The 23,373-nt window shown below is 62.8% G+C and carries 25 protein-coding genes; 15 read left to right on the top strand and 10 right to left on the bottom strand.

From position 1 onward, the window contains the following. Positions 1-55: 55 nt before the first annotated feature. The 4 genes from AC0L15_RS24335 to AC0L15_RS24350 all read right to left on the bottom strand — a co-directional run bounded on the left by AC0L15_RS24335 (position 56) and on the right by AC0L15_RS24350 (position 3,795). Entirely contained in the window at positions 56-1,384 is a 1,329-nt protein-coding gene (locus AC0L15_RS24335) for a L,D-transpeptidase family protein (RefSeq protein ID WP_287245706.1), read from the bottom strand. 282 nt (positions 1,385-1,666) lie between these two features. Next, positions 1,667-2,617 (bottom strand): acetyl-CoA carboxylase carboxyltransferase subunit alpha, encoded by a 951-nt coding sequence (locus tag AC0L15_RS24340; protein WP_023797175.1) that lies wholly within the window; start codon positions 2,615-2,617, stop codon positions 1,667-1,669. A gap of 99 nt (positions 2,618-2,716) precedes the next feature. Beyond that, entirely contained in the window at positions 2,717-3,634 is a 918-nt protein-coding gene (locus AC0L15_RS24345; protein ID WP_236385077.1) for a site-specific tyrosine recombinase XerD, read from the bottom strand. Next, positions 3,631-3,795 (bottom strand): histidine kinase, encoded by a 165-nt coding sequence (locus tag AC0L15_RS24350; RefSeq protein ID WP_236385312.1) that lies wholly within the window; start codon positions 3,793-3,795, stop codon positions 3,631-3,633. Before AC0L15_RS24350 ends, AC0L15_RS24345 begins: the two co-directional genes overlap by 4 nt. Before the next feature lie 272 nt (positions 3,796-4,067). Here AC0L15_RS24350 and AC0L15_RS24355 point away from each other — a divergent pair, with 272 nt between their 5' ends. The 4 genes from AC0L15_RS24355 (at position 4,068) to AC0L15_RS24370 (ending at position 7,612) form a co-directional block, all read left to right on the top strand. Beyond that, complete coding sequence (locus AC0L15_RS24355) at positions 4,068-4,673, top strand: shikimate kinase (protein ID WP_236385079.1); 606 nt, start codon at positions 4,068-4,070, stop codon at positions 4,671-4,673. Continuing rightward, complete coding sequence (aroB, locus tag AC0L15_RS24360) at positions 4,670-5,833, top strand: 3-dehydroquinate synthase (RefSeq protein WP_287245708.1); 1,164 nt, start codon at positions 4,670-4,672, stop codon at positions 5,831-5,833. Before AC0L15_RS24355 ends, aroB begins: the two co-directional genes overlap by 4 nt. Next, on the top strand, positions 5,830-6,723 hold the full coding sequence (locus AC0L15_RS24365) for an HlyC/CorC family transporter (protein WP_027153417.1): 894 nt from the start codon (positions 5,830-5,832) through the stop codon (positions 6,721-6,723). The genes aroB and AC0L15_RS24365 overlap by 4 nt, the downstream gene beginning before the upstream one ends. 85 nt (positions 6,724-6,808) lie before the next feature. Then, positions 6,809-7,612, top strand: a complete 804-nt coding sequence (locus tag AC0L15_RS24370; protein ID WP_287245709.1) for an alpha/beta hydrolase — start codon at positions 6,809-6,811, stop codon at positions 7,610-7,612. 129 nt (positions 7,613-7,741) lie between these two features. On the opposite strand, the gene AC0L15_RS24375 is transcribed toward AC0L15_RS24370, so the two are convergent. Beyond that, positions 7,742-8,044, bottom strand: coding sequence for a BolA family protein (locus AC0L15_RS24375; protein WP_287245710.1), 303 nt, complete (start codon positions 8,042-8,044; stop codon positions 7,742-7,744). Positions 8,045-8,235: 191 nt separating this feature from the next. Here AC0L15_RS24375 and AC0L15_RS24380 point away from each other — a divergent pair, with 191 nt between their 5' ends. The 5 genes from AC0L15_RS24380 (at position 8,236) to AC0L15_RS24400 (ending at position 13,634) form a co-directional block, all read left to right on the top strand. Further along, entirely contained in the window at positions 8,236-8,865 is a 630-nt protein-coding gene (locus tag AC0L15_RS24380; RefSeq protein WP_036262308.1) for a J domain-containing protein, read from the top strand. Positions 8,866-8,988: 123 nt separating this feature from the next. Next, positions 8,989-9,975 carry a cobaltochelatase subunit CobS gene (gene cobS / locus AC0L15_RS24385; RefSeq protein ID WP_287245712.1) on the top strand — a complete coding sequence of 329 codons (987 nt, stop codon included), beginning with the start codon at positions 8,989-8,991 and terminating at the stop codon, positions 9,973-9,975. A gap of 19 nt (positions 9,976-9,994) precedes the next feature. Next, positions 9,995-10,708 (top strand): DUF5677 domain-containing protein, encoded by a 714-nt coding sequence (locus AC0L15_RS24390; protein ID WP_473497348.1) that lies wholly within the window; start codon positions 9,995-9,997, stop codon positions 10,706-10,708. Then, positions 10,708-12,606, top strand: coding sequence for a cobaltochelatase subunit CobT (gene cobT, locus AC0L15_RS24395; RefSeq protein ID WP_473497350.1), 1,899 nt, complete (start codon positions 10,708-10,710; stop codon positions 12,604-12,606). The genes AC0L15_RS24390 and cobT overlap by 1 nt, the downstream gene beginning before the upstream one ends. Continuing rightward, on the top strand, positions 12,603-13,634 hold the full coding sequence (locus AC0L15_RS24400) for an esterase-like activity of phytase family protein (protein WP_287245717.1): 1,032 nt from the start codon (positions 12,603-12,605) through the stop codon (positions 13,632-13,634). The genes cobT and AC0L15_RS24400 overlap by 4 nt, the downstream gene beginning before the upstream one ends. 32 nt (positions 13,635-13,666) lie before the next feature. Here the strand turns inward: AC0L15_RS24400 and AC0L15_RS24405 are convergent, their stop codons facing one another. From AC0L15_RS24405 to rpmB, 3 genes are all read right to left on the bottom strand, one after another. After that, positions 13,667-14,368, bottom strand: coding sequence for a spermidine synthase (locus tag AC0L15_RS24405; RefSeq protein ID WP_287245719.1), 702 nt, complete (start codon positions 14,366-14,368; stop codon positions 13,667-13,669). 62 nt (positions 14,369-14,430) lie between these two features. Next, positions 14,431-15,111: a queuosine precursor transporter gene (locus AC0L15_RS24410; RefSeq protein WP_236368731.1), complete on the bottom strand. Its 681-nt coding sequence runs from the start codon at positions 15,109-15,111 to the stop codon at positions 14,431-14,433. A gap of 82 nt (positions 15,112-15,193) precedes the next feature. Beyond that, positions 15,194-15,490 carry a 50S ribosomal protein L28 gene (gene rpmB / locus AC0L15_RS24415; protein ID WP_023797188.1) on the bottom strand — a complete coding sequence of 99 codons (297 nt, stop codon included), beginning with the start codon at positions 15,488-15,490 and terminating at the stop codon, positions 15,194-15,196. Between the two features lie 254 nt (positions 15,491-15,744). On the opposite strand from rpmB, the gene AC0L15_RS24420 reads away from it, so the two are divergent. Genes AC0L15_RS24420 through AC0L15_RS24430 form a run of 3 tightly spaced genes read left to right on the top strand, consistent with a single transcriptional unit; the run spans position 15,745 to position 18,117 of the window. After that, positions 15,745-16,533 (top strand): DUF3108 domain-containing protein, encoded by a 789-nt coding sequence (locus AC0L15_RS24420; protein WP_287245721.1) that lies wholly within the window; start codon positions 15,745-15,747, stop codon positions 16,531-16,533. Between the two features lie 28 nt (positions 16,534-16,561). Then, positions 16,562-17,449 (top strand): aromatic amino acid exporter YddG, encoded by an 888-nt coding sequence (yddG, locus tag AC0L15_RS24425; protein ID WP_287245723.1) that lies wholly within the window; start codon positions 16,562-16,564, stop codon positions 17,447-17,449. Continuing rightward, entirely contained in the window at positions 17,449-18,117 is a 669-nt protein-coding gene (locus tag AC0L15_RS24430) for a lysoplasmalogenase family protein (protein ID WP_287245725.1), read from the top strand. Before yddG ends, AC0L15_RS24430 begins: the two co-directional genes overlap by 1 nt. Here AC0L15_RS24430 and AC0L15_RS24435 read toward each other — a convergent pair. Both AC0L15_RS24435 and gloB read right to left on the bottom strand, forming a co-directional pair. Next, positions 18,092-18,532, bottom strand: a complete 441-nt coding sequence (locus tag AC0L15_RS24435; protein ID WP_287245727.1) for a cupin domain-containing protein — start codon at positions 18,530-18,532, stop codon at positions 18,092-18,094. The two genes, AC0L15_RS24430 and AC0L15_RS24435, sit on opposite strands and share 26 nt — an antisense overlap. Positions 18,533-18,572: 40 nt before the next feature. Beyond that, positions 18,573-19,340 (bottom strand): hydroxyacylglutathione hydrolase, encoded by a 768-nt coding sequence (gene gloB, locus AC0L15_RS24440; RefSeq protein ID WP_287218382.1) that lies wholly within the window; start codon positions 19,338-19,340, stop codon positions 18,573-18,575. Between the two features lie 219 nt (positions 19,341-19,559). Here gloB and AC0L15_RS24445 point away from each other — a divergent pair, with 219 nt between their 5' ends. From AC0L15_RS24445 to AC0L15_RS24455, 3 genes are all read left to right on the top strand, one after another. Continuing rightward, the gene (locus tag AC0L15_RS24445) at positions 19,560-20,336 is read left to right on the top strand and encodes a class I SAM-dependent methyltransferase (protein WP_287246585.1); all 777 of its coding nucleotides are present in this window, start codon (positions 19,560-19,562) and stop codon (positions 20,334-20,336) included. A gap of 115 nt (positions 20,337-20,451) precedes the next feature. Next, complete coding sequence (locus AC0L15_RS24450) at positions 20,452-22,278, top strand: ABC transporter ATP-binding protein/permease (RefSeq protein ID WP_287245729.1); 1,827 nt, start codon at positions 20,452-20,454, stop codon at positions 22,276-22,278. 123 nt (positions 22,279-22,401) lie between these two features. Further along, positions 22,402-23,301, top strand: coding sequence for a DUF1194 domain-containing protein (locus AC0L15_RS24455; RefSeq protein ID WP_473497353.1), 900 nt, complete (start codon positions 22,402-22,404; stop codon positions 23,299-23,301). Positions 23,302-23,373 lie beyond the last annotated feature (72 nt).

Genomic DNA, 23,373 nt, shown 5'->3' on the forward strand with positions numbered 1-23,373 from the left:
GGGCTGGTTGAGGGCCTATCTTCCTGGCCCCCATCTCCGTGTTCAGGCATGAAGCTCAGCCGCCGAACATGCCGAGCAGCTTCTTCCTCAGCCTTGCCGTCCTGCTTTCACCGGCATTCGCCGCCTGCGTTGCGGCCGGGGCGGCATCGGGGGACGACGCGATTGTCGCGGTAGCGACAGGCGCTTCGGCAGCGGCCCTGGCCTCCTCCTCTTCGGCCAGCGAATTGATCCTGGCCGTTTGCTTTTCGGCCAGAGCCTGAGCCCTGGCCGCCTCTTTCTCGGCCTTGGCCGCTTCTATCGCGGCAAGCCTTTGCTCGTCGGCCTTCTGCTTGGCGGCCTTCTCCGCGTCGAGCGCGGCCATCTTGCGGCCCGCCGGAGAATCGATGCGGCCCATGCGCGCCGTCTCGGTCACCGAGCCGTCGGCGTTGAACGACGGCGGATCGATCGGCACGCGTTCGCCACGGGCGCGTTTCTTCGACCACTCGGAAACGATGCTGGCTTCCTTGATCCCGCCGATGGTCGGCTTGGGCGCCGGCACGCTGGCCTTGACCGCGCCGTTGAAGGCCGCCTCGTAGGTGCTCTGGTAGGCATTGAAGGCGCTCTTCAGCGAATCCGGCTGCGTCGTCGCGGGGCAGGCGCCGGTCGGATCGAAGGTCTCGCCGTCAGGCGCGACCTGGTTGAAGACATAGCGCTTCTCGCAGACATCGACCTTCGGCGGCACTTTCGTGATCTCGAAATTGTCGTAGCCGACCTTCAGCATCTTCCAGAATTCGTAGTTCGGGTCTTTGCGATAGCGCGCCATGTTGGCGGCGGTCATGCGGAACGGAAAGGCCTGGATCTGGAACTCGGTCTGCCCGCCCTGGAAAGCGTCGCGGCCGAAGGCGTAGATCTGCTCGATCTGCGCGTCGGTCATCGAATAACAGCCCGACGACGAGCAGGCGCCATGGACCATCAGATGGGAACCGGTGCGGCCATTGGCGCGGTCGTAGACGTTGGGATAGCCGATGTTGAAGGCAAGGTGGTAGCTCGACCGCGGATTCATCTGCGCCGGACGGACCGTATAGAAGCCCTCCGGCGCCTGGCGGTCGCCTTCGGTGTATTTGGGACCCAGCTTGCCCGACCATTTGCAGATGTCGTAGCTGGCGACCAAATCGTAGCGGCCGTTGGTCTTGGCCTTCCAGATTTCGAGCTTGCCCTCTTCCTTGAAGATGCGGGCCATCACCGGCGAGGTGCGGGTCATCCCCTTGGCCTTCATGCTGGCCAGGATCTTGTCGGGCAACTGCTTGTTGGCGTGGGGGGCAAAATCCTTCATCGAAGAATCATTGCAGCCAGCGACGCCTATCGCGGCAATCACAAGTGCGGTGGGGGCAAGCTTGGCAAACATGGCTATGTCTTTTCTTTCGGACCGCAGGCATCAGGGCCGACAGGCCCAACCCTAAGCCCGTTAACCTTGAAAATTCCTTACCGCAGCGCCGGGCCTTACGGCAATCCGATTGAAACGAGTGCAGCGGCATTTTTGTGGCGAAGGTGCTTAATCTCGCCACATTGCGGCGTCGAAACCGTCCGACTGAAATCGGCCGGCCTGAATCCTCTTGTTCGACCACGCCTTTTGCGAAAACCCGTACCCACTTTTTTGCTGCGCTGAGCTTCGGTTCGGGATCATAGTCTAGAGGTTTCGCCCCATAGCCAGATATTTCTCGCGGCGCTGCTCACGAAAATCGGTGTTGGCGCCGGAGAATTCTTTCATCGTTTTGGCAATGAGATCGCCGGTGGCGGCAATCACCGTATCCGGGCCACGATGGGCGCCGCCGAGCGGTTCGGGAACGATGGCGTCGATGATCTTCAGCTCCAGCAGATCCTGGGCGGTGATCTTCATGTTGGTCGCCGCATCCTTCGAGCGGGTGGTGTCGCGCCACAGGATCGAGGCGGCGCCCTCCGGCGAGATCACCGAATAGATGGCATGTTCGAGCATGTAGACGCGGTTGGCGGTGGCGATCGCGATGGCGCCGCCCGAGCCGCCTTCGCCGATGACCACCGAGATCGACGGCACCTTCAGGCGAAGACAGGCCGAGGTCGAGCGGGCGATGGCTTCGGCCTGGCCGCGCTCCTCGGCATTGACGCCCGGATAGGCGCCGGCCGTGTCGACCAGCGTCAGCAACGGGATATTGAAGCGGTCGGCGAGTTCCATCAGCCGCACCGCCTTGCGATAGCCCTCCGGCCGCACCGAGCCGAAATTATGCCTCAGCCGGCTGGCCGTGTCCGAGCCCTTTTCCTGGCCGATGATCGCCACCGGCTCGCCGCGGAAGCGGGCGAAGCCGCCGACGATCGCCTGGTCCTCGCCAAAATTGCGATCGCCGGCAAGCGGCGTGAAATCGTTGAACAGCCCCTTGATGTAGTCGACGCAATGCGGCCTGTCCGGATGGCGCGCCACCTGCACCTTCTGCCACGGGGTCAGTGCCTTGTAAGTGTCGCGCAATGCGTCGCGCACGCGTTTCTCGAGACGGCTGATCTCATCGCCGACATCGACCGCCTCGCCATTCTCGGCGAGCTTCTTCAACTCGATGATCTTGCCTTCGAGATCGGCGACCGGCTTTTCGAAATCGAGGTAATTGTACATTCTTGAGCGGACCGATAAGCCGGGAGGCAATGACTGACGGAACCTGGGAAATAGAGGCTCCGGGCGGTGGAACGTGGTCCTCACATAGCGATATGACGCCTAGTCGGCAAGCGGGTGATGATCGTTGACCAGCCGCACCAGCCGCTCCTCCAGCACATGTGTGTAAATCTGCGTCGTTGAAATATCGGCATGGCCAAGCAACTGCTGCACGGCCCTGAGATCGGCGCCGTTCTGCAAGAGATGGCTGGCGAAAGCATGGCGCAGCACATGCGGCGATATTTTCGCCGAGGCGATGCCGGCCCGCGCGGCAAGGCCCTTCAGGTCGCGGGCGAAGACCTGCCTGGAGAGATAGCCGCTGTCGCTTGCCGCCGGAAACAGGAACGGGCTATCCGCCAAAGCCGGCACCGTTGCCCGGGCAGCGAGCCAGGCCCGCATGGCCACGCGCGCCTTTGCCGACAGCGGCACCATGCGTTCCTTGTCACCCTTGCCGCGCACCATGAAGAAACGATCGTCGCGCAGCGCCACCGTCACCGGCAGGCCGACCAGTTCGGAAACCCGCAGGCCGGTGGCGTAGAGCACCTCGACCAGCGCATGCAGACGCAGCGCCGCCAGGCCGTCGCCATCGTTCAGCGAGGTGTCACCTGCCTCCTGCGCCGCACGGTCGATCAGCCGGCCGGTGTCGGCCTCGCTCATCGTCTTCGGCAGCGGCCGGCCCTTCTTCGGACTGTCCAGGGTTCCGGTCGGGTCGTCGCCGCGCAGACCCTCGGCGTAGAGGAACTTGAAGAACTGGCGCATCGCCGACAGCTTGCGTGCCTGCGAGGTGGCGGCAAAACCACGTGCGGCTATCTCGTCGAGATAGTTACGGATATCGGCAGCGGCGGCACCAGCGAGCCCGCCGTCGATCTCGGCTGACGCGTCTTCGAGGTCGCGGCGATAGCTGGAAAGCGTGTTTTCGGCAGCGCCGCGCTCGGCGCTCATCATTTCCAGAAAGGCTTCGATGCGGGCCGCGCTGTTCATTGCTTCGGGTCAGTTTTTTTGGGATTCAGCTTTTCGGCAGGGATGCGCACGCTCATTTCGGCCTTTCTCGGCTCGACGAACATCGCCAGAGCGAACATCGCGCCATAGACAATGCCGGCCAGAATCGTGAGCGTCACGACAAAGCGGAACAGTGTCGGCATCAATTCTCGCCCGTCTTGTTGTTCTGCGTTTCCAAACCCTGTGCCCTTATGAGACGCCAATCCGGCCAATTCAAGGGCGAAGCTCGGACGACGCGCGGCGGCGCCACGCTTGACGCAATCAGGCTTTTGATGTCGATACGCCGGCAAGAGGGCCCAAGCAGGCATTCGTGGGCTAGCCCCTGAAAGCCTGCCTGGATTGTTTGGCTTGTCGCAGGTTCTGCCGCAAAACCTGGGATACTTCTACGGAACCTGCTTAGAAACATCATGGTGTCATGAACGCGTTGCCAGCCAATCCTCCCGATGAGAGCCATGCCGCACTGCTCGGCCGGCTGGGCAGCCGTTCCATTGTCTTTGTCGGCCTGATGGGCGCCGGCAAGACGGCGATCGGCCGTAAAGTAGCGGGGATGCTGGGACTGCCTTTCATGGACAGTGATCAGGAGATCGAAAGCGTGTCGCGCATGAGCGTCCCGGAACTGTTCGAACGCTATGGCGAGCCCGAGTTCCGGGCGCTGGAGCAGCGCGTCATCCTGCGCATATTGGAACACGGCCCGCAGGTGCTGTCGACGGGCGGCGGCGCCTTCATGAGCGCGCAGACGCGGGAGGCCATTGCCGGCCATGGCGTGTCGGTATGGCTGAAGGCCGAGATCGACCTGTTGATGGACCGCGTTTCCAAGAAGCAGAACCGGCCGCTGCTGAAAAGCGCCGATCCCCGTGCCGTGATCGAGCGGTTGATGGCCGAGCGCTATCCGGTCTACGCAACCGCCGATGTTACCGTGCCGACCCGCGACGATCGCAAGGAGGTCATCGCCGCCGAGGTGGTGAACGCGCTTTGCGGGTATTTCGGCGTGGCAGCCGCGACAGGCGAGGCGCGCTCGTGAAAAGCAATGCGACAGTCACCGTCGAAGTCGGGCTCGGCGACCGCGCCTATGACATATTGATCGGCTCGGGCCTGCTGCTGCGCGCCGGCACCGAGATTTCGCGCCGCCTGCCCGGCACGCGCGCCGCGGTGGTCACCGACGTCAATGTCGCCGCCGCCCACCTCGAGACGTTGAAGGCCGGCCTCGAAAAGGGCGGCATCCAGCCTGCGGTCATCACTTTGCCGGCGGGAGAAAAGACCAAGAGTTTCGCGCATCTCGAAGAGGTGGTGGACGGCGTGCTCGCCGCGAGACTGGAACGCGGCGATGTCGTCGTCGCGCTCGGTGGCGGTGTTATTGGCGATCTGGCCGGATTTGCCGCCGGCATCGTGCGCCGCGGCATGAACTTCGTGCAGATCCCGACTTCGCTGCTGGCGCAGGTCGACTCTTCCGTCGGCGGCAAGACCGGCATCAACAGTGCGCGCGGCAAGAACCTCGTCGGCGTCTTCCATCAGCCGAAACTGGTGCTGGCCGACACCGGAGTGCTCGACACGCTGCCGATCCGGGAATTCCGGGCGGGTTACGCCGAACTCGCCAAGTACGGGCTCATCGATCGCCCCGACTTCTTCGCGTGGCTGGAGGAAAACTGGGGCAAAGTATTCGCCGGCGGCCCGCAGCGGACCGAGGCCATCGCCGAAGCCTGCCGCGCCAAGGCCGATGTCGTCGCCCGCGACGAGTTCGAGACCGGCGACCGCGCGCTGCTCAACCTCGGCCACACGTTCGGCCACGCGCTCGAGGGCGCCACCCAATATGACAGCGCCCGTCTCGTCCACGGCGAGGGCGTCGCCATCGGCATGGCGCTGGCCTATCGCTTTTCGTCACGCCTCAACCTGGCAAGTCCCGACGATGCGGCGCGCGTCGAGGCGCATCTTCGCGCCGTTGGCCTGCCCTGGCGCATGGCCGATATTCCGGGTGAATTGCCTGACGCCGAAGCGCTGCTAGCCTTCATCACCCAGGACAAGAAGGTGTCGCGCGGCGCGCTGACCTTCATCCTGACGCGCGGCATCGGCCAGGCCTTCATCGCCAAGGATGTGCCGGCGTCGGAAGTGCTGTCGTTTCTGAGGGAGAACCATCCGGGTCAGCCGAGAGGCCGACCGGGTCAGCCGAGAGGCCGACCGGGATGAGCGAGGCCGGCTGGATTGTCGCTGCTGTCCTTGCCGGGCTCGGCCTGCTTGCCTTTGCCTTTCGCGCGCGCCTGCTCGCTGCATTCGGCTATGAATTGCAGCGCATCGAGCCGCAGCATTCGAACCATGATGAATCGCGGGGCGCCGTCGACGATTTTCGTCGCGACGGACAGGTGGTGCGCGAGGATCGCGCCCGCATCGGCCGCCTGTCCGATCTCGATGAGCTCGAAGTGTCCGATGTCATGGTCCATCGCACCAACATGCGCTCGGTCAATGCCGACAATCCGCCGGAAGCGGTGGTGCGCGAGATCCTGCAGAGCCCGCACACCCGCATGCCCTTGTGGAAGGGCTCGCTCGACAACATCGTCGGGGTGCTGCACGCCAAGGACCTGCTGCGCGCGTTGAACGATGTCGGCAACGACTTTTCCAAGATCGATGTGATGAAGATCGCTTCAAAACCGTGGTTCGTGCCCGATACCACGACGCTGCAGGAACAGCTCAACGCCTTCCTGCGGCGCAAGGCGCATTTCGCTATCGTCGTCGACGAGTATGGCGAGGTCGAGGGGCTGGTGACGCTGGAGGACATCATCGAGGAGATCGTCGGCGAGATCGCCGACGAGCACGATATCGACATGCAGGGCGTCAAGCAGGAAGCCGACGGCTCAGTCGTCGTCGACGGCACCGTGTCGATCCGCGACCTGAACCGGGCGCTCGACTGGGACCTGCCGGACGAAGAAGCCACCACCATTGCCGGTCTCGTCATCCACGAGACGCAATTGATCCCGGACGAGAAGCAGGCTTTCACCTTTCACGGCAAGCGCTTCGTCGTCATGAAGCGCGACAAGAACCGGATTGCAAGGCTGAGGATCAGGCCGGCCGGCGAGATTTAGTTCTGATAGGTTCTTTCGCGGCTAATCAATCCTGGACGCTCCCCGCGCCGGCGTGCACTTTCGACCGGGCTGTCTGGAGGTGACGGTGATCGATCGGCGAACCCTGCTTTTGATGTCGATGGCTTTGTCGACGGCCAGCGCTGCGGCGGCATCGCGCCGGCTTTCGCCATCTCCGCAAACCATCGACTACGGACCGGCCAGGCTCGACATCTACGCGCGCGCCGGCGCCAGCTCCCTGCCTGTGATCGTTTTCATCCATGGCGGTGCCTGGCGAGCCGGCAATCGCAGCAACGTCGACGTCAAGCCGGACTTCCTGCTCGACAATGGCTTCTGCTTCGTCTCGATCGACTACCGGATGCTGCCTGAGGCTGATGTCGCCACCCAGGCCAACGATGTCGAGCAGGCCTATCGCTACGTGCGCGCCAATATCGCCAGATATGGCGGCGATCCGAACCGGATTGCGGTGATGGGCCATTCGGCCGGCAGCCATCTCGCCGCACTGACCGGGCTGCGCGGCGGTCTGCCCGGCGTCGCGGCGCTGGTTCTGAACGATACCAGGGCTTATGACCTGGAGGCGCTGGCGCGGAGCGGCGGCATGACACGGGCCTATGCCCGGGCCTTTCCAGACCCGGCGCAGTGGCGAGCGCTGTCGCCTGCCGTCCATGTCGGGAGCCGCAAGCATCCGCCGACCTTCATCGCCTATTCGCGCGCAACGGGTCGTGCGGCAGTCTCACGGGCCTTCGCCGAGCGTCTGCAGGCGACCGGAACGGAGGTGACACTGTTCGACGGCAGCGCCTATTCGCACATGTCGATCAATCGCAATTTCGGCGACGAAGGGGACGCCTTGACCGGCGCGGTGATGATTTTCCTGAAGGCAGCGCTCGGATAGAGCGGTTCATCGTTTCACGAAAACGCCGAACCGCTCTATCTCTTTGTTTTTGCGCAATTCCTAGGGAAAGCGCTATTGCGCTTTTCCCGGGAAAACCGTTTCACACTTTTCCTGGAATTGCTCTAGTGGCTACCATCTGGTCTTTTCGTCCGGCGCGGCCGGCTCGATCGCCAACGCGTGGACACCAGCCTTCAATTCGTCGGCCAGCAATGCGTTGACCGCGCGATGGCGCTCGATGCGGCTCATGCCGGCAAAGGCCGAGGAGACGATGCGGACGCGGAAATGCGTCTCACCAGTGCCGTCATAGGTGCCGTGATGGTCGGAGTCCTGATGGTGATGGCCGGCATGGAGATGGCTTTCGTTGATGATGATCAGCCGCTCCGGCAAAAACGCCTTCTTCAACTTGCCTTCCATCGTCGACTGTATGGACATTCTTACTTCCCTTCACCACATATGGCGGGTGCAACCCCCGAAAATCGGCGGCCTTTGCGCGTCCGGAAGGACGCGCGGCGCCGCCGTCGCGACAAAATTCGCCGATCGCCCGCTTTATGCCGCGATTCAGCGGTTAGGGCGATCATCGCGAAAATGTCAATTCTTGTTTCGCACCGGCGAACAGCCCATAAATGGGTGAGATGAAACCGTACCCCAAATATTTCGAGAAAATTCGCATCCGCCCGGAGAAGGATGCGGAGCTGAAGTCTCGTTCGCCGATCTGCCAGTGGGACGGTTGCAAGGAGGCCGGCACCCATCGGGCGCCGGTCGGGCGCATGAAGGAGGGCGAGTATTTTCAGTTCTGCTTCGATCATGTGCGCGAGTACAACAAGGGCTTCAATTATTTCTCCGGTGTCCCCGATACCGAGATCGCCCGCTTCCAGAAGGAAGCGATGACCGGACACCGGCCGACATGGAAGATGGGCGTCAACGGCGCCTCGACGCGCTCCTCGCCCGATTTCGCCCAGCAGCGTTCCGGCCGCGCCGGCTACTACAACCGCATGCGCGATCCGTTCGACCTGTTCAAAGGCCCGAAGGACCCGCGCGAGGCGCGTGAGCGCAAGGCCAAGCCGCTTGAGGCCAAGGCGCTGGAAACGCTTGGCCTTGATACAAAGGCGACTGGCAAGGATATCAAGGCGCGTTATAAGGAACTGGTGAAACGCCACCATCCGGATGCGAATGGCGGGGACAGAGGTTCGGAAGACCGGTTCCGCGATGTGCTCCAGGCCTATCGCGTGCTCAAGCAGGCAGGATTGTGCTGAGCGGCCTTACGGTCCGTGTCGTTTTCCAACTTTCATAAGGTTGGAAAAGGCTCTAAGACCGCCCCCGGACAAAATCGATTGCCGGCGAAATCAGGCGCTTCGCCCGTGGAGACGTTGATAAAGATGAACAAGGTCGATCGCGACATCGCCAACCTGCCCGACACCACCGTGCCGGTGAAGGAGAAATTCGGCTTCGACTCCAAAATGGTGGTGCCGGCCTATTCGGTGTCGAGCGAGCATGTGCCCGACATCGATCCCGACTATCTGTTCGACAAGAACACGACGATGGCGATCCTCGCCGGCTTTGCCTACAACCGCCGCGTCATGGTGTCGGGCTATCACGGCACCGGCAAGTCGACACATATCGAGCAGGTCGCCGCCCGCCTCAACTGGCCCATGGTGCGCGTCAATCTCGACAGTCATGTCAGCCGCATCGACCTCGTCGGCAAGGACGCCATCGTCGTCAAGGAAGGGCTGCAGATCACCGAATTCCGCGACGGCATCCTGCCCTGGGCCTACCAGCACAATGTCGCGCTGTGCTTCGACGAGTACGATGCCGGCCGTCCGGACGTGATGTTCGTCATCCAGCGCGTGCTGGAATCGTCCGGCCGGCTGACGCTGCTCGACCAGAGCCGGGTCATCCGCCCGCATCCGGCGTTCCGGCTGTTCTCGACCGCCAACACCGTCGGTCTCGGCGATACCACCGGCCTCTACCACGGCACCCAGCAGATCAATCAGGCGCAGATGGACCGCTGGTCGATCGTCACCACGCTGAACTATCTGCCGCACGACAATGAGGTGAACATCGTGCTGGCCAAGGCCAAGCACTATCGCGATGCCAAGGGCAAGGAGATCGTCAACAAGATGGTGCGTGTCGCCGACATGACGCGTTCGGCCTTCATCAATGGCGACCTGTCGACTGTCATGAGCCCGCGCACGGTCATCACCTGGGCCGAGAATGCCGAGATCTTCGGCGATATCGGCATGGCGTTCAGGCTGACCTTCCTCAACAAGTGCGACGAACTGGAACGCTCGCTCGTGGCCGAGTTCTACCAGCGCGCCTTCGGCCAAGATTTGCCCGAGAGCGCCGCCAACGTGGTTCTGGGGTAACTCGGTAAAAAGAAATAAAATGAATTCCGCATCCCTGCGCGGCTATGTTGTAATAGGAACCCAGGCGGAGGTTGACAAAGCTATTTCAGACTTGGTTTTACACCTAGGTGAGGTGAAAACATGGATCAACAATAATATCCCTCGCACCGATCGTCGGGTAGTGATGATCAATTTTATAACGTCAATTTGTGAATACCTCAACATGGCGTCGCTGATTGGCAATGGTCATGTTTCAATACTGGCTCTAGCTACTCGAAGTGTCTACGAAATTCACTTGAAAGTGAGATTGGTCGTCAGATCCGAAGATGAACTAAAGAGATGGATGTCAGAAGCGCTCACTGATAAAATTCAGACACTAGAGGGTCTACTCTCGCTCAATACAAATAGAAAAATGGAGCGCGAGCGGGCGCAACTTCGTTCGGAAGTTGATCGCCTCAAAAACTTAGCAGATAAATATAAGCTTCCGGAGATCAAAACGCCTGCTAGTGCAGCATCTATGGCGGCAGATTTGGGTTCCACTAGTGGGCACAAAGCGTTATTCAAAATGTTTTCTAAATTGGTTCATCCAAGCTCCTATCTGATTAACAATTACGACAACGCCGCTGCGCAGGAAATGCGTGCCATTTTACAGGTACATTTACAACTTTATGCTTGGGATGCTCTCTCTCGCATATCTGGGGTCTTTTCGGTCCCTAAAGAGCTTATGATTGTTGAGCGCAGAGCAGTACATTGATGGCGGGTCCGGGAGACAACACGCGCAACAAGTCGAAGACGGGGGCTGAAGCCGACAGCTTCAAGCGCGCCGTCACCGTCTGCATGCGCGCGATTGCCGGCGACAAGGACCTCGAGGTCGGTTTCGCCAAGGATCGGCCGGCGCTCGCCGGCAGCCGCGCCCGGCTGCCTGAACTGCCGAAAAAAGCCTCGAAGGCCGACATCGCCATCACCCGCGGGCTCGGCGATTCCATGGCGCTGAAGCGCGCCTGCCACGACACGCGCATCCACACCAGGCTGGCGCCGGAGGGCAAACAGGCCCGCGCCATCTACGATGCGGTCGAGCAGGCCCGCGTCGAGGCTATCGGCTCCCGCGCCATGCAGGGTGTGGCCGACAATATCGGCTCGATGCTCGAGGACAAATACGCCAGGGCCAACCTCATCGATGTCAAGGACAAGGCCGATGCGCCGATCGAGGAAGCGCTGGCCCTGATGGTGCGCGAAAAGCTGACCGGCCGCGCCGTGCCGAAGAGCGGCGAGCGGCTGGTCGATCTCTGGCGCCCTTGGGTCGAGGAGAAGGCAAGTGCCGATCTCGACGGACTGTCGGCAAAGCTCGACGACCAGCAGGCCTTCGCCCGTGTCGTGCGCGAGATGCTTGCTTCCATGGAAATGGCCGAGGAACTCGGTGACGACCAGGAGACCGAAGACTCCGAAGACAACGATGAATACCAGCCGCAAGGCGAGGACCAGAGCGAGGAGGGCGGCGAAGACGATTCCGGCTCCGAGCAGTCGCAGTCGGACGATACCGAGGCGTCGTCCGACGACGAGCAATCGGCCGAGACGGAGGCATCCGATGCTACCGCCGACGACCTGTCAGACGATGACGACGCCGATGCCGAGACGCCCGGCGAGGCGCGCCGCAACGACAATCCCTTCACCAACCTGTCGAAGGAGATCGATTATAAGGTCTTCACCACCGCCTTCGACGAGACGGTGGGTGCGGAGGATCTGTGCGAAGAGGAAGAACTGGATCGGCTGCGCGCCTTCCTCGACAAGCAGCTTGCCAACCTGTCCGGCGTCGTCGGCCGGCTGGCCAACCGGCTGCAGCGCCGCCTGATGGCGCAGCAGAACCGGTCCTGGGATTTCGATCTCGAAGAGGGTTATCTCGATCCGGCGCGGCTGGTGCGCGTCGTCATCGACCCGATGCAGCCGCTGTCCTTCAAGCAGGAGCGCGACACCAAATTCCGCGACACGGTGGTGACGCTGGTGCTCGACAATTCGGGCTCGATGCGCGGCCGGCCGATCACGGTCGCCGCCACCTGCGCCGACATTCTGGCGCGCACGCTGGAACGCTGCGGCGTCTCGGTCGAGATCCTCGGCTTCACCACCCGCGCCTGGAAGGGCGGGCAGGCGCGCGAGAAATGGCTGAAGGAAGGCAAGCCGCCCAATCCTGGGCGGCTCAACGATCTGCGCCACATCATCTACAAATCCGCCGACCATCCATGGCGGCGGGCGCGGCGCAATCTCGGCCTGATGATGCGCGAAGGCCTGCTCAAGGAAAATATCGACGGCGAGGCGCTGTTGTGGGCCCACAACCGCCTGATCGCGCGGCCGGAGCAGCGCAAGATCCTGATGATGATCTCGGACGGCGCGCCGGTCGACGATTCGACGCTGTCGGTCAATCCGGGCAACTATCTCGAACGGCATCTGCGCGCGGTGATCGAACTGATCGAGACACGCTCGCCGGTCGAGCTCCTGGCCATCGGCATCGGCCACGACGTGACCCGCTACTATCGCCGCGCCGTCACCATCGTCGATGCCGAGGAACTGGCCGGCGCCATGACCGAGCAACTGGCCTCGCTGTTTGGCGAGGAAAGCATGCGCGACACGCGACGCGGCGGCATGCGGCGCGCCGGATGATTTTTTCTCGGGGCGGCTTTCGGCAGACGCTTTTCGCCGCCACAGCCCTGTTCGTTGCCGGCATCGCCTTGTCGCCTCCCATCGCTGCCGGCACCGCTTCGGTCGAGCCGATCGAAATCTCGGCACGGCCGATAGACCGGTTTCATATCGGCGGTGACGAAAAGCGGTTCGGCCCGCTCGAATTCGTCGGCGGGCTGGAAATGACCTCGCCGTCACGTGATTTCGGCGCGCTGTCGGCGTTTCGCTTCCGTAAGCCCGGCAGTGATTTCATCGGCGTCGCCGATACCGGTTTCTGGTTCTTCGGCACCGTCACCCATGATGCCGACAAGCGCCCATCCGGCATCCGGAATTTCCGTATGCAGCAGATGGCCGACGAGGCGGGCCAGCTGATCGACGAGAAATGGGAGGTCGACGCCGAAGGCCTTGCGCTCAAGGACGGCATTGCCACAGTCGGCTTCGAGCGCGATCACCGCATTGCACAGTTCAAAATCGAACCGGGCGACATGAAGCCGTCGTTCAGGCAGCTCGACTTCCTGATTCCAGCCTGGGAGCTTCGCCGCAATCGCGGCTTTGAGACCGTCACCCACGCCAATCCTGACGGCCAGCACCAAGGCGGGCTGGTCGTGGTCTCGGAAAAGAGCCTCGACAAATCAGGCAACATCTATGCGGCCGTTATTGAAGGGCCGCACAAGGGCGTCTTCACCGTCAAACGCAACGGCAATTTCGACATTGCCGACGGTGCCTTCCTGCCGGACGGCGACCTCTTGCTTTTGGAGCGCAGCTTTTCGATGGCCGGCGGCGTCAAGATGCGGCTGCGGCGCATCTATGGCGAAAGCGTCGAGAAGGGCGCGGTTGCCGACGGGCCGATGCTGATGGAAGCCGACATGGGCTACCAGATCGACAATATGGAAGGGCTCGACGTCTGGACCCGCGACGACGGCGCCCTGATGGTGTCGCTGGTCTCGGACGACAACCACTCGATGCTGCAGCGTAATCTGTATCTGGAATTTGTGCTGCACGAGGATTGAAAGGCGGTCGGCAAAGGACGGCCGATAACAAGCTACAGCTTGGCGCCGGTTGCAGCAGGCCGGGGTCCGTTGGTCGCGATCCAGATGATTTGGCGTGCCCCGCGCTTGCCATTGGCTCGCACCTTGGCCTCCTCGACCGCGAAGCCCGCCTGCTTGAGCCGGCGGGTAAAACCGCTGTCGGATCCCTGCGACCAGACCGCCAGCACGCCGCCGGGCTTGAGCGCTGCTCTCGCGCTGATCAGCCCGGCTACACTGTAAAGAGCATCATTGGCCTTGTGGACGATCCCTTCAGGCCCATTGTCGACGTCGAGCAGGATAGCATCCCAGGCCGAGGCTTCCGATCGTATGATCTGCCCGACATCCGCCTCGCGAATGGTCACGCGCGGATCGTCGAGACAGCCGCCGAACAGCGAGGCCATCGGGCCGTGCGCCCACGCCACCACGGCGGGCACCAACTCGGCGACAACGATGCCGGCATCGGCGCCAAGCTCGGCAATCGCGGCGCGCAGCGTGAAACCCATGCCCAGCCCGCCGATCAGGATTTTCGGCTGCCTGCGGCCGGAAATCCTGTGGCAGGACAGCCTCGCCAGCGCTTCCTCAGAACCGCTGAGGCGGCTGTTCATCAGCTCGTTCGAGCCGAGCATGATCGAGAACTCGGCGCCGCGTTGTTTCAGGCGGAGCTCATGGTCGCCGTCAGGCGCTTTCGCGGTATCGAGTTGGACCCAAGGGATCATGCTTGAGAACCTGTGAGCATGATCTTTTCCGAAAACCGGTTCCCACTTTTAGGGATCATGCTCTATGCCGCCAGTGCCGGCTGGCTCCAGCGGGCGGCAAGCAGCCGGTAGGGGATCAGCGCCACCACGGCGATGATCAGTTTCACGCCGAGGTCGCCCAGCGCCCATGACACCCAGCGCATGGCCTCGACCGGCAGCACGCCGATCAGCGGCGCGGTTTCGAGCGCAAAGCCATCGTTCGGCCCAGCGAAGGCGAAAGCCGCCGAAAAGGCGATCGTGAAGAACACCGCGGTGTCGAACACCGAGCCGACCAGCGTGCCGACGATCGGCGCCCGCCACCAGCTCTGCCGGCGCAACCGGTTGAACACGGTCACGTCGAGCAGCTGCGCGATCAGGAACGCGGTGCCGGAAGCCGCCGCAATGCGCACCAGCCGGTCGGCAGCCGTTTCGAATTCGATCAGGCCGTAGCGGAACAGCAAGGGCGGGATGACGACCGAGCAGATCACTGCCGCCGTGAAGCCGACAAACACGATCCGGCGCGCCACAGCCGGGCCGTAGCGGCGATTGGCAAGGTCGGTGACCAGGAAGGAGAACGGGTAGGTGAAGGCGCCCCAGGTCAGAATGTCGGCCAGCGACAGGCCGCCGATTGCACCCTGCAGTGGGAACTGCACGAGGACGTTCGACGCCACCACGACAAGCGCCATGGCCGCAACAAAGGGCAGGTATCGGGAGAAAAAGCTCATTTTTTTATCCTGGGTAATGGAACCAGCGGGGTGTCATGCCGAGTTCGGACGACACTCCTTGGAAGGCGGTTGCCTTGAGAAATCAAGCGGCCGGCTGTTCGGCGAGCTTCTTGGCGATCTGCTTCTTCAGCAGCCGCGCGCGCTGCGACAGCTCCTTGGCGTCGGCCTTGGCCAGGAACGCATCAAGCCCGCCGCGATGCTCGACCGAACGCAGCGCGTTGGCCGAAATGCGCAGGCGCACATTCTGGTTCAGCGCTTCCGAGATCAGCGTCACATTGACGAGATTGGGCAGGAAGCGACGCTTGCTCTTGTTGTTGGCGTGGCTCACATTGTTGCCGGACATGACTGCCTTGGCAGTGAGTTCGCAGGTGCGGGACATGGTTCTAAACCTTCAGTTCTCGGTCTGGCCAAACATTCGACCCGCGCCGGGTGGCGCGCGGTTTCGGTCAGGCGGCCTTATGGAAAAAGTTGGCGTTCCATAGTTGCATTTCGGCGATGCGTCAAGCTCCGGCTTGCGCCCGGGTGTGACGACGTCTTTCACATAAAGGCCGAAATTCAGTCTATAAGCGGTCGCACAAGGAGATGCCAGGCTGGAGTTGCGCGCTTCTGCTGAAATCGAGGATCGTTCCCGCCATGCTTCGTTGGTCTCATGCTCTCCTTGCATCGCTCGCCCTGGCGCTGCCGACGACAATTTCTGCCGCCACGCAACAATCCTTCAAGGGCGAGTATACGGTTTCGGTCCACGGCTTCTCGGTGGCCAAGGCAAGCTTTTCCAGCAGTTACGAAGGCGATACCTATTCGATCGAAGGCAGCGTCTCCAGCGCCGGCCTCGCCACAATATTCGACGACACGCGTGGCACGGTCTCGTCGAAGGGCAAGATTTTGGGCAAGCAATTGCAGCCGCAGGCGTTCCGCGCCGACTACAAATCGGGCGACAAGGCATCGATGATCGATATCCAGTTCGCCAACGGCACTGTTACCGCGACCAAGGTCGTGCCTGCGCCGAAGAAGCGCAATTCCAAGAAATGGATACCGCTGGCCGCCAGCCATCTCGCCTCGGTGCTCGATCCAATGGCCGCCACCGTCATCCATGCCGATAGCCTCGACAAGGTCTGCGGGCGCACGGTGAAGCTCTATGACGGCGAGATGCGCGCCGATCTGACGCTGACCTACGAGTCGAAAGGCTCGACCTCGGTGCGCGGCTACAACGGCGATACTGTCACTTGCCGGCTGGATTTTGAGCCGGTGGCCGGTTATCGCAAGAACCGCAAATCCTTGGATTACCTGAGAAAGCGCAGCCGCATCATGGTGACGTTTGCACCGGTCGGCCAAACCGGCGTATATGCGCCGATCCACGCCACGGTCGGCACGAAAATCGGCACCCTCACCGTCAGCGCGGAGCGGTTCGAAGCGACAGAATAGGCGCGATCGCGCGCCGCCGGAGACGGACATGGGGCGCGCAACACTGATCGGCTTCTCGGCGGTCGCCATGTGGGCGCTGCTGGCGCTGCTTACCGACGCTTCCGGCGCCGTGCCGCCCTTCCTGCTGTCGGCGATCACCTTTACGATCGGCACCGGCGTCGGGCTCGTCGCGCGGCTGTTCATGCCGGCCACCGCCGGGAGCGAGAGAATACCGCCGCAAGTGTGGCTGATCGGCATTGCCGGCCTGTTCGGCTACCACTTCTTCTACTTCACCGCACTGCGCAACGCGCCGGCGGTGGAGGCGAGCCTGATCGCCTATCTGTGGCCGCTGCTGATCGTGCTTGGATCGGCGTTGATGCCGGGCGAGCGTCTGGCCTGGAACCATGTCGCCGGCGCGCTGCTCGGCCTTGCCGGCACTTTCCTGATCGTCACCAAGGGCGGTGGTCTTGCTTTCGACGCGCGCTATGCCTTCGGCTATGCGATGGCCGGCGTCTGCGCGGTGCTGTGGTCGTCCTATTCGCTGTTGTCGCGGCGCTTCCCTTCGGTGCCGACCAGCATCGTCACCTGGTTCTGCGCGGCGACGGCAGCGCTCTCGCTCGTCTGCCATCTCGTGCTGGAAGAGACGGTGTGGCCTGACGGCGCCGGCCAATGGCTGGCCGTGCTCGGCCTCGGGCTGATGCCTCTCGGGGCTGCCTTCTACGCCTGGGACATCGGCGTCAAGCGCGGCAACATCCAGGTTCTGGGCACGGCCAGCTATGCCGCGCCGCTGCTGTCGACGCTGGTACTGATATCAGCCGGTTTCGCCGAACCGTCCCTGCGCATCCTCGCCGCCTGCGTGTTGATCACCGGCGGCGCAGCGCTTGCGGCGAAATCGCTGTTCTTGCGCAAGAGGGCTGCGAGCGAGGCAGGGGCGTGATGCCGTTTCCCGGCGGCATCGACGCCAACGCCAATGCGACGCTGCTGTTTTCGCTGGCCGCCGCGATGATCTACGCCTTCACCATCGACATGCCGCCGAAGCTTGCGCGTTCCGCGGTCAAGACGCTGGCCGTGGCAATGCTTGCGGTGCTGGCATCGCTGCAGGGCGGTCCGTGGCTGCTCATCGCTGCGCTGGCGCTCAGCGCCATCGGCGACGCATTACTGTCGCGCGACGGTGAAAAGGCTTTTGTTGGCGGGCTGGCCAGTTTCCTCGTGGCACATGGGCTTTACATCGCGTTGTTCCTGCGCTCCGGCGATGGCGTTGGACTGTTTTTGGCAGAGCTGTGGCGCGCGGCGATTGCCGTGGCAATGGCCGTGTTCGCGCTCACCATGCATTTTGCGCTCTGGCGCCGTGTCGGCCCCGCCCTGCGCCTTCCGATCAGCGTCTATATCGCGACAATTTTTGTCATGGGCATTTCGGCCCTCACTCTGAGCAATCTCTGGGTCGTCGGCGGCGCCGTTCTGTTCATGGCGTCCGACGGGCTGCTCGCCGCGGAAAAGTTCCTGTTGAGCGCCATTTCGCCGCACCGTATCTGGACGCGCCACGCGGTCTGGATGCTGTATTACGCCGCCCAGTTGGGGATCACGATGGGTTTCCTGCTGGGTTAGGACTCCGGCCCGGTTCGGCCAGCTCGAAGGCGGCGAAATCGAAGCCCGGCGCCACGGTGCAGCCGACCAGCGTCCATTCGCCGAGGCTGCGCGCCGACTGCCACCAGCCTGCCGGCACGACGATCTGCGGCCGCTCGCCCGCCGCCAGTGCCGTGCCGAGCACCTGCTCGATCACCGGCCCGTTTTCCCGATGCATCGACAGTGCCAGCGGGGCGCCGGCATAGAAATGCCAGACCTCGGCGGCGTCCTTGACGCGGTGCCAGGCCGACACTTGCTCCTGCTCCAAAAGGAAATAGATCGCGGTCGAATGGCCGCGAGCGCCTTCCGCGCCATCGCGAAAGGTCTCGGCATACCAGCCGCCTTCCGGATGCGGTTTCAGGCCGAGCGCCGCGATGATTTCGGCGGAACTGGTCATTTTCCTCAGACCTTCATGGATGCCAGACCATCAACGGTGCTCAGAAATTATCCTTGCGCTTGCGTATTTCGGCGAACACTTCGGCGTCGGAGGCGTTCTCCATGCCGAGATGCTTGCGGATTGCCGGATCGTGCCAGCGCAGGAACGGATTGGTCGACAGTTCCTCACCGATCGTGGTCGGCAGCGTCGGCTTGCCGTCGGCGCGCAGCGCTTCGATTTTCGCGGCGCGCTCCTTCAATGCCGAATTGGTCGGGTCGACGGTCAGCGCGAAGCGGGCGTTGGAAAGCGTGTATTCATGGCCGCAATAGACGACCGTCTCGGCCGGAAGCGCCGCGAGCTTCTTCAACGAATCGTACATCACCGGCGGCTTGCATTCGAACAGCCGGCCGCAGCCGAGTGCGAACAGCGTGTCGGCGGTGAACGCCACTTTCGACGCCGGCAGATGATAGGAGACATGGCCCGCCGTGTGGCCGGGCGTGGCGATCACGTCGATCCTCTCCTCGCCGAGGTGGATGACCGAACCCTGCTCGACGGTTTCGTCGATGCCGGGGATTTTTGCCTTTTCCGCTTCCGGTCCGACGATGCGCAGCTTGAAGCGCTCCTTCAGCGCCAGATTGGCCTCGACATGGTCGACATGGTGATGGGTGGTCAGGATCATCGTCGGCGTCCAGCCGGTGCGCTCGATCGCGGCCAGAATCGACGCCTCCTCGGGCGCGTCGATGATCGCGGTCTGGCCGCTTTTCGGGTCATGCACCAGCACACCGAAATTGTCGCTGCGGCACATGAATTGTTCGATTTCAACCGGCATCGCATCTCTCCACGAGAGCGCCGCGCGTCCAGTTGGACGCACAAAGGACGCTTCTGACACTTTTTACCTGCTGCATCGTGTCTTCCGAAATCGAAACCGATTTCTTGCCGATGCAGCAGTCGCCGCAGACATAGGGCGCTTGCCCGCGGATGTCATCCGTCTTTGTAGAACTGGGCGCCTTTGTTGAACTTGGACAGCATCGAAGATAGCGTGCCGCGCATGCATTCCGATATCGTCGACCTTCGCTCCTTTTATTCGACCACGCTCGGGCGATTGGCCGAACGCTCGATCACCATGGCGTTGTCCTCGATATGGGCTGTCGTGCCCAATGAGCGGCTGGTCGGCCTCGGCTACACCTTGCCGTGGCTGGAGCGGTTCGGCACCGATGCCGAACGTGTCTTTGCCTTCATGCCGGCGACGCAAGGCGCGGTGGTCTGGCCGGCCACCGGGCCGACCGCGACCGCGCTGGTCTTCGATGAGGAATTGCCGTTGGTCGATGCCTCCATCGACCGCATGCTGCTCGTCCATTCACTCGAACATGCCGAGAACCCGCGCGAGACGCTGAACGAAATCTGGCGGGTGCTGTCGCCCGCCGGCCGCGTCGTCATCGTCGTGCCCAACCGGCGCGGTGTCTGGGCCCGTTTCGAGCATACGCCGTTCGGCAGCGGCCGGCCTTTCTCGCGCGGCCAACTCACCGAGTTGCTGCGCGAAGCGAATTTCACGCCAGCGGCCTGGTCCGACGCCCTGTTCTTCCCGCCATCGCGGCGACGCTTCATGATGCGGTTCCACAATGTGCTGGAGCGCGCCGGCCGCAGGTTCTGGCCGATCTTTTCCGGCGTCATCATCGTCGAGGCGCAGAAGCGGCTCTATCAGGGTGTGCCGGTCGTCCAGCGCGCCTCTCGCCGCGTCTTCGTGCCGGTTTTCTCGCCGCATGGCGCCACAAGGCTCGGCCGGATATCGCCGAGCGGGAAGGCGCCGTCGCCGGGCCGCCGATGACGTTTTCGTGATCGGAATCACGCTTTTTCCCACCTATCTGTCGTGGGCGGGTTTGCTACCCGATTGAGTCGACTTGTTCACGGGTTTCAGCACCGCTTGCGAAGGGTCTTCATCAATGGCCGATCATCCGGATCTCGAGGCCAGCGCCAAGCCGATTGCGGCGTCGGTCGAGGCCAGCAGCCTGCGCGACCAGTTGGCGACAATCAGGCTGGCGCTGGCGACGTCGCCGATCCGCAAACAACTACTCTGGGCTTGCCTCGGCATAATCGCCGTCATTGTGGCAACCTCGATCGGGCAGGTTCTGCTCAATCGCTGGAACGAGCCCTTTTACGACGCGCTGGCTCGGCGCGACATGCAGGGTTTCCTGCACCAGCTTCTGGTGTTTTCCGCCATCGCCGGCGGGCTTGTGGTGCTCAATGTCGGCCAGACCTGGCTCGACCAGACGATCCGGCTGAAGCTGCGTGAGGCGTTGACCGTCGATCTGATCGGTGAATGGATGCGGCCGGCGCGGGCTTTCCGGCTCGCCAACGCCGGCGCCATCGGCGTCAACCCCGACCAGCGCCTGCAGCAGGATGCCGGGCATCTCTCCGATCTTTCTACAGGTCTCGGCATAGGGCTATTGCAGTCGTTCATTCTGCTTGTTTCGTTCGTCGGCGTCCTTTGGTCGCTGTCTTCCGGCTTCGTCTTCCATGTCGGCGGCTATTCGCTGGCGATTCCGGGTTACATGGTGTGGGCCGCAATCCTCTATGCCGGCACCGCCTCCTGGCTGAGCTGGCTGGTCGGACGGCCGCTCATCCGCTTCAACAGCGACCGCTATACGCGCGAGGCGGAGCTGCGCTCCTCGGTGGTCCGCGTCAACGAGAATGTCGATGCCATCGCGCTTGCGCACGGCGAGGCCGACGCGCGACGGCGGCTTGAGCTCGACCTCGGCACGGTGCTGGGCGCGATGCGGCGCATCTACAGCGCCCAGATCAATCTTTCCTGGGTGACCGACACCTATGGCTGGATCACTGTCGTCGCGCCGATCCTCGTCGCCGCGCCGGTCTATTTCGCCGGTGACATCAGCTTCGGCGGGCTGATGATGGCTGTCGGCGCCTTCAACCAGGTGCATTCCTCGTTGCGCTGGTTCATCAACAATATCGGCGGCATCGCCGATTGGCGCGCCACGCTGATGCGCGTCGCCGATTTCCGCATCGCGCTTGCTGAAACGGATGTGCTCCACCACAGCGAGAGGCGCATCGAGTTCGGCGAAAATCCGGACGGCAGGCTGACATTCGACAAGCTCGAAATTGCGTCGCGGGATGGTTGCACAAAGCTCGCCGAGCCCCATGTCGAGATCCGCGCCGGCGAGCGCGTCATGATCACCGGAGATCCGCGCGCCGGCAAGACGCTGTTCTTCCGCGCCATTGCCGGTCTGTGGCCGTGGGGAAGCGGGCGGATCGGCATGCCGGCCGGAGAGGTGCCGGCCTTCGTTCCCCGAAAACCCTATTTTCCGCTCGGCACGCTGCGCGAGGTGCTCGACCACGCCGATGCCGCGGTCAGCGACGCCGAGATTTCGGCGGTGCTTGCCGAGGTCGGTCTCGGGCGGCTGTCATCTTCGCTCGACCGGTCGGCGCGCTGGGAGCGCGAATTGAGCGATGACGAGCAGCGCCTGCTTGCCTTTGCCCGGCTGGTCTTGCGGCAGCCGAAATGGGTGATCATCGATGAGGCTTTGGACACGTTCGACGGCGCGACGCTGCGGCGGGTGCTGTCGATGCTGGAGGCGCGTCTTGCCGACGCCGCGATCCTCAATATAGGCCGTGGCCAGCACAACATTGAATTCTTCCCGCGCTCATTGGCGATCGTGAAAGATTTCGAGCGACCGGCTCTCAAGCCAGTCCGTGTCAGGGCCGGCGCGATCGAACCACCCCCGGCCGTCGCCAAAGCCCGCCAACAGGCATAGCCGGCCGTACAGCCAAGCTTTATTTTGCCGTGATCGCGGCGAAAGATTGCCGGCATCGTTCGGAAGCCTGCGGCGTTGGACCCATGCTTGACGCGCTGAAAGCGCGTCCCGGTGAAGAGATTCATGCGACACGCTTTGAGTCTTTGTTTCGATGCTTGTCGTTACCCCAAAACCGCTGCGCGCTTTTGGGCGACCTGCGTCAGCCTGCTTGCCTGCCTTGCCTGCGCTCAGGCAGCACCACTGGCCACGCCCGCCGACACCATTGCCGTGGACGTCGAACTGGTGCTGGCGGTCGACATCTCGCACTCGATGGACGAAAAGGAATTCGCCCTGCAGCGCGCCGGCTATGTCAAGGCGCTGCGCCACCCCGACTTCATCAATGCGGTGCGTTCGGGCGTGAACGGCCGCATTGCGCTGGCCTATTTCGAATGGGCAGGCACCGTCCGCGACGATGCCGTCATTGCCTGGCAGGTCATCGACGATGCCGAGAGCGCCGAGGCATTCGCCGACAAGATCGAGGCGCGCCCGTTCAGGAGCTTTCGCGGCACCTCGATTTCCGCTGCGCTCGCCTTCGGCGCCAAGCTTTTGGATGGAGCCGCCTTCGACGCGACGCGCAGCGTCATCGACATCTCAGGCGATGGCCCCAACAATATCGGGACGCCCGTCATCACGACACGCGACGCCGCGATAGCAGAGGGCATCGTCATCAATGGCCTGCCGATCCTGATCAGCCCGTCGCCCAGCTTCAGCCATCTCGACCAATACTATGCCGAGTGCGTCACAGGCGGGCCAGGCTCCTTCGTGCTGCCGGTCTATGCCGCTTCGGAATTCGTGACCGCCATACGCCGCAAGCTGGTCCTCGAGGTCAGCGGTGTTGCCGATCCCAATGCCGGTCCTGGGGCCGGTCCCAATGTCGATCCCGGATCCGACCCGGTCGATGCGGCAGCACCGGTCGACTGTTTGCAAGGCGAGCGCGGTCGGCGGTTTTTCTCCGATCCGTATTTTCCGGAACTTGATCGCTAGACCTCGACGAATGGCGATCAGTCCCGGATGTCTCCGGACTCGGGCGCCGGCTGGCCGAAGCGATGGCCGCCG

Source organism: Mesorhizobium sp. WSM4846 (assembly GCF_055811415.1).